This is a genomic window from Streptomyces sp., from assembly GCF_036524955.1.
In the GTDB taxonomy this organism is placed as follows: Bacteria; Actinomycetota; Actinomycetes; order Streptomycetales; family Streptomycetaceae; genus Actinacidiphila.
Genome location: NZ_DATDBG010000207.1, coordinates 1 through 4,720, shown reverse-complemented (window position 1 = coordinate 4,720; position 4,720 = coordinate 1). Strand labels below are relative to the sequence as shown.

The 4,720-nt window shown below is 74.9% G+C and carries 5 protein-coding genes and 1 pseudogene; all 6 read right to left on the bottom strand.

Annotated features, from left to right (window positions below):
• Positions 1 to 420 (bottom strand): annotated as a pseudogene (locus VIW71_RS17020) (hypothetical protein); the annotation flags it as partial.
• 52 nt (positions 421 to 472) lie between these two features.
• Positions 473 to 1,111 carry a DUF6629 family protein gene (locus VIW71_RS17015; protein WP_331623158.1) on the bottom strand — a complete coding sequence of 213 codons (639 nt, stop codon included), beginning with the start codon at positions 1,109 to 1,111 and terminating at the stop codon, positions 473 to 475.
• Between the two features lie 212 nt (positions 1,112 to 1,323).
• Positions 1,324 to 1,698: an acyl-CoA carboxylase epsilon subunit gene (locus VIW71_RS26590; RefSeq protein ID WP_414720759.1), complete on the bottom strand. Its 375-nt coding sequence runs from the start codon at positions 1,696 to 1,698 to the stop codon at positions 1,324 to 1,326.
• A 99-nt stretch (positions 1,699 to 1,797) separates the two neighbouring features.
• Positions 1,798 to 3,369: an acyl-CoA carboxylase subunit beta gene (locus VIW71_RS17005; protein ID WP_331623157.1), complete on the bottom strand. Its 1,572-nt coding sequence runs from the start codon at positions 3,367 to 3,369 to the stop codon at positions 1,798 to 1,800.
• Positions 3,370 to 3,404: 35 nt separating this feature from the next.
• Positions 3,405 to 4,202 (bottom strand): 4'-phosphopantetheinyl transferase family protein, encoded by a 798-nt coding sequence (locus tag VIW71_RS17000; RefSeq protein WP_331623156.1) that lies wholly within the window; start codon positions 4,200 to 4,202, stop codon positions 3,405 to 3,407.
• A 47-nt stretch (positions 4,203 to 4,249) separates the two neighbouring features.
• Complete coding sequence (locus tag VIW71_RS16995; protein ID WP_331623155.1) at positions 4,250 to 4,654, bottom strand: acyl carrier protein; 405 nt, start codon at positions 4,652 to 4,654, stop codon at positions 4,250 to 4,252.
• Between the last annotated feature and the right edge of the window lie 66 nt (positions 4,655 to 4,720).

Sequence of the window (4,720 nt, the reverse complement as noted above, 5' to 3'; positions counted from 1 at the left end):
GTCCAGGACCGGGCGGAAGGCGAGCTGCGCGGTGGTCGCCATCTGACGCAGTTCGTCAGCGCTGTCGCCGGGGGCGTCCGCGATGATGGCGCCGCCGCGCACCTCGATCGTTGTGCCGGTCAGGCCGAACGCCTTGGCCCTGGCCTTCAGCCGGTCGGCGGTGCGCCGCAGCTCCTCGTCGCTCAGCGGGGCGGCGGAAGCGCTGCGAACCGTGTAGGTGACGGTGGTGCGGCCCTCGGGCGGGACGCCGGGCGCGGTGCCCAGCGGCCCCTTCGCCCCATCGCCCGGCGTGGCGGACGAGCGCGGGCCGGAGCCCGAGTCGGAGCCGGAGCCCGAGCCGGACGAGCAGCCGGTCAGGGCCGGGCCGAGAACGACGACTGCCGCAATCAGGACCGCCGGGAACATACGGTGCGAGCGCATGCGCCCAGTGTGTCGGGCCCGGGGCGCTCGCGCAGGATTTTCCGCCGGACCGTCAGGCGATCGCCGGCCGCCCGGCGGCGGGCCGTCGTACCCACGCGAGCAGCACCACCGAGACCACGGCGGCGAAGGCGCACCACGTCGAGACGAACTCCATCCGCCACAGCACCGCGCAGATCCCCGCGCCCACCGCGGTGAGCACGCCGAGCAGCCGGATCGTCCGGTCGGCGGCGAGTAGCAGGGCGCCGACGGTGGCCACGAGGTAGGCGGCGATCAGCAGCGGCGGGTTCGGCACGTCGACGGCGTATCCGACGGTGTGGCCGCGGATCTCCGCCACGGGCGCCTCGGCGGCCAGACACGCGGCGAGCACGGCGGCGGTCGCCGACCCCGCCGCCACCGGGACGGCCAGCCTCAGCCGCGCCCCCGGCGGCGCCGCGCTCAGCACGGCGAGCGGCACCCAGGCGGCCAGCAACGGCAGCGCGATCACCGCCCACACGGTGGTGGCGGTCCCGCTGCCGCCGTCGCCCTCCCACACGGCCGCCTCCACAAGCTGGTGGACCCCGAGCAGCAGCGGCAGCGCGGCCAGCGGCAGATCCCGCACCCGCCGGGCCCGGACCGCGCCCGCCGCACACGCCACGCCGAGCGCACCGACGACCGACCCCGCCGCGAGATCCGCGGTGGCGCTCCAGCACATGACGTCCCCTCCTGTCCGCGATCACCGGTTGCCGGGTGTCACCGTACGACCTCCCCGCCGGCCCGCACCGCACCGGGTCCGGCTACCCGCGAACACGAAAAACGGCCCCACGCGCCGGAGCGCGTGGGGCCGTGGAGACGCGGGTGGTGCGACGGCAGAGCCGCGGGCGTCCGTGCGGGACGTACGAGCGGGGAGCCGGTGCCGGGCGGTACTCAGCCCGCCAGCAGGTCGCGGGCGTCGGCGGTCCAGGCGCGCGGGCCGGCGAAGCCGTGCACGCGCCAGCGGGCCGCGGTGCGGCGGAAGGCGAGCGCCTCCTCGGCCTCGGCGGCGGCGCGCACCGCGGCGGCCCGCGCCAGCAGCACGACGGTGACCGCCGCGATCTCCTCGGGCGTCGCCGCGCCGTGCTCCACCCGGAGCAGCTGCGCCGCCGGGGCGGCGGCTTCGGGCTGCGGCAGCGGTACGACCGGCACGCCGGTCGTGTCCGCCTCCCGGTCCTGGGGCCCGGTCTGCGCCGGGACGGCGGGCGCCGCCCCGGCCCGGACCAGGTGCGGGACGGGAGCCGGAGGGGTGGTGGTTGCGGCAGGCATGGTGTGGTGGTCCCCCTTGTCGGACGAGTGGAACGTGCGAGGTACCCGGCAGGTCACCGACGACGGGCCGCCGGGTACGGGAGGGCGGTGGCCCCGCGGCTACTGCGGCGGGTTGCCGTGCTTGCGGCGCGGCAGCTCGGCGTCCTTCGTCCGCAGCATCGCCAGCGAGCGGATCAGTGTGGCCCGGGTGTCCCGCGGGTCGATCACGTCGTCCACCAGGCCGCGCTCGGCGGCGTAGTACGGGTGGACGAGCTGCTGGCGGTACTCCTCGATCTTCTGCAACCGCATCGCCTCGGGGTCCTCGGCTGCGGCGATCTCGCGGCGGAAGACGACGTTGGCCGCGCCTTCCGCGCCCATCACCGCGATCTCGTTGCTGGGCCAGGCCAGCGCCAGGTCCGCGCCGATGGACTGGCTGTCCATGACGATGTACGCACCGCCGTAGGCCTTGCGCAGCACCACCGAGATCCGCGGCACGGTCGCGCTGCAGTACGCGTACAGCAGCTTGGCACCCCGCCGGATGATGCCCTCGTGCTCCTGCTCGACGCCGGGCAGGAACCCGGGGACGTCGACCAGGGTGATCAGCGGGATGTTGAACGCGTCGCAGAAGGTGACGAAGCGCGCGCCCTTCTCGGACGCCTTGATGTCCAGCACGCCGGCCAGGGCGGACGGCTGGTTGGCCAGGATGCCGACGGTCTGGCCGTCCATCCGGGCCAGCGCGCACACCAGGTTCGGCGCCCAGGCCGCGTGGATCTCCATGTAGTCGCCGTCGTCGACCAGTTCCTCGATGACGTCGCGGATGTCGTACGAGCGGTTGCCGTCGGCCGGCACCATCTCCAGCAGCGAGTCGCCGGGCCGGTCCACCGGGTCCTGGTTGGGGTGGACGGGCGGCAGTTCGCGGTTGTTGGACGGCAGCATGGACAGCAGGTACCGCACTTCGGCGAGGCAGGTGCGTACGTCGTCGTACGCGAAGTGGGCCACGCCGGAGATGCTCGCGTGTACGTCCGCGCCACCCAGCGCGTCCTGGGTGACCTCCTCGCCGGTGACCGCCTGGACGACGTCCGGGCCGGTGATGAACATCTGCGAGATGCCCCGCACGGCGAAGATGAAGTCGGTGAGCGCCGGCGAGTAGGCGGCGCCGCCCGCGCACGGGCCGAGCATCACGCTGATCTGCGGGATGACGCCGGAGGCGCGGGTGTTGCGCTGGAAGATGCCCCCGTAGCCGGCGAGCGCCGAGACGCCCTCCTGGATCCGGGCGCCGGCGCCGTCGTTCAGCGAGACCAGCGGCGCACCGGCCGCGATGGCCATGTCCATGACCTTGTGGATCTTCTCGGCGTGCGCCTCGCCGAGCGCGCCGCCGAAGATCCGGAAGTCGTGGGCGTAGACGAAGACCGTACGCCCCTCGACGGTGCCCCACCCGGTGACCACGCCGTCGGTGTGCGGGCGTTTGACCTCAAGGCCGAAGCCGCTGGCCCGGTGTCGGCGCAGCGCCTCCACCTCCGTGAAGCTCCCCTTGTCCAGCAGCAGGTCGATGCGCTCGCGGGCGGTCAGTTTGCCCTTGGCGTGCTGCCGCTCGGTGGCCTTGGGGTCGGGTCCCTGCCGGGCCAGCTCCTTGAGCTGGTTCAGTTCCTGCAGCCGGTTGTCCGCCTCGGCGGGAGACTTTGCGTTCTGCATGTCGCTCCACCCTCCCTTGCTCGGGTTCATCTCGGTCACTCCTGGGGCCGCCGGGCGGCGGTCTGCGGCACGCGGTGGGTCCGCGCGCGTGAGTCGGCGATCAGCTCCGTGGCGTCCTCGGCGTGGAGGCAGTCGGCGGTCAGGGTCCGGACGACGGTCCGGTGGTGGTCCTGGGTGCGCACCGCCGCGGCGGCGGGGTGTCCGGGCGGGCCCGGCAGGTCGGTGACGGACCAGCCGGCCGGGCGCGCGGGCGCGTCGCGGCGGCCGCCGAGGTAGTCGGCGGCCGGGTCGCGGCGCAGCCCGGTGCCCAGGCCCTTGAGGTAGGCCTCCTTACGGGTCCACAGCCGGGCGAAGGCCGCGGGTCTGTGTCGGCCGGGCACGGCGGCGAGCTCGGCCTGTTCGGCGGGGTGCAGGTCGGGCAGGCACAGCCGTACCGCGCGGGCCGGTGGCACCCGCCGCACGTCCACGCCGACGGTGGCCCGGGCCAGCGCGACGACCGTGACCTGGTGACTGTGCGCCAGCGAGAACTGCGGCCAGTCCGGCACCGGCCCGTGCGGCCGGTCGAGCAGCACCGGGCGGCCGTGCGGGCCGCCGCAGCAGGGGCAGCGGTCCCGCCCCAGGCGCAGCGCCCGGGGCGGGATATTGGTGTACGCGGAGAGCAGTCTGCGCAGCGCGACATGGGCCGAGAGGTAGCGGACGCGGTCGCCGGTCCGCACCAGTCCGGCCGCGCGCGCGTGTTCGCTCTCGTCCAGCTCATCGACCGGCAGCGGTGCCGGGTCGGTGTGCGTCCACGGCCGCGGCAGCACCCAGAAGTGCAGCTCCCCCGGTCCCACGGTCAGAGCCGGTGCGGTGGCGGCCCCCGTACGATCCGCCGCGGCGCTCACCGCGCGGTAGGGCCCGCGGCGGACAGCCCGCCCGCCGCCTCCGCGACGTGCCCGGTGCCCGCCCGCCCGTCCGGCTCCGGCGCGGGACCGGCCACCAGTGCGGCCAGCAGCGCGGCCACTTCGGTGACCGAGTCGTCGCGCAGCAGGTCGGCGGCGGGCACGTCGACGCCGAGCGCGGTCACCAGCTTGCGGCGCAGCGCGAGCGCGGTGATCGAGTCGACGCCCTGGCTGCGCAGCGACCGGTCGGTGGCGATCCGGTGGGCCGGGGGCACGTGCAGATACGGCTCCAGCTGACGGCAGATGTAGCGCTCGATGATCCGGGTGCGCACGTCGACACCCGCGGCACGCAGGACGTGCGGGTCGGGTATCCCCCTCAGATGCAGGGGGACCGTCTGTTCCATCACGGCTTACCACCTTCCATCGGTGTGGTGCACGGACCGGCCTCCCGCCGTGGGGGGGGGGGGGGG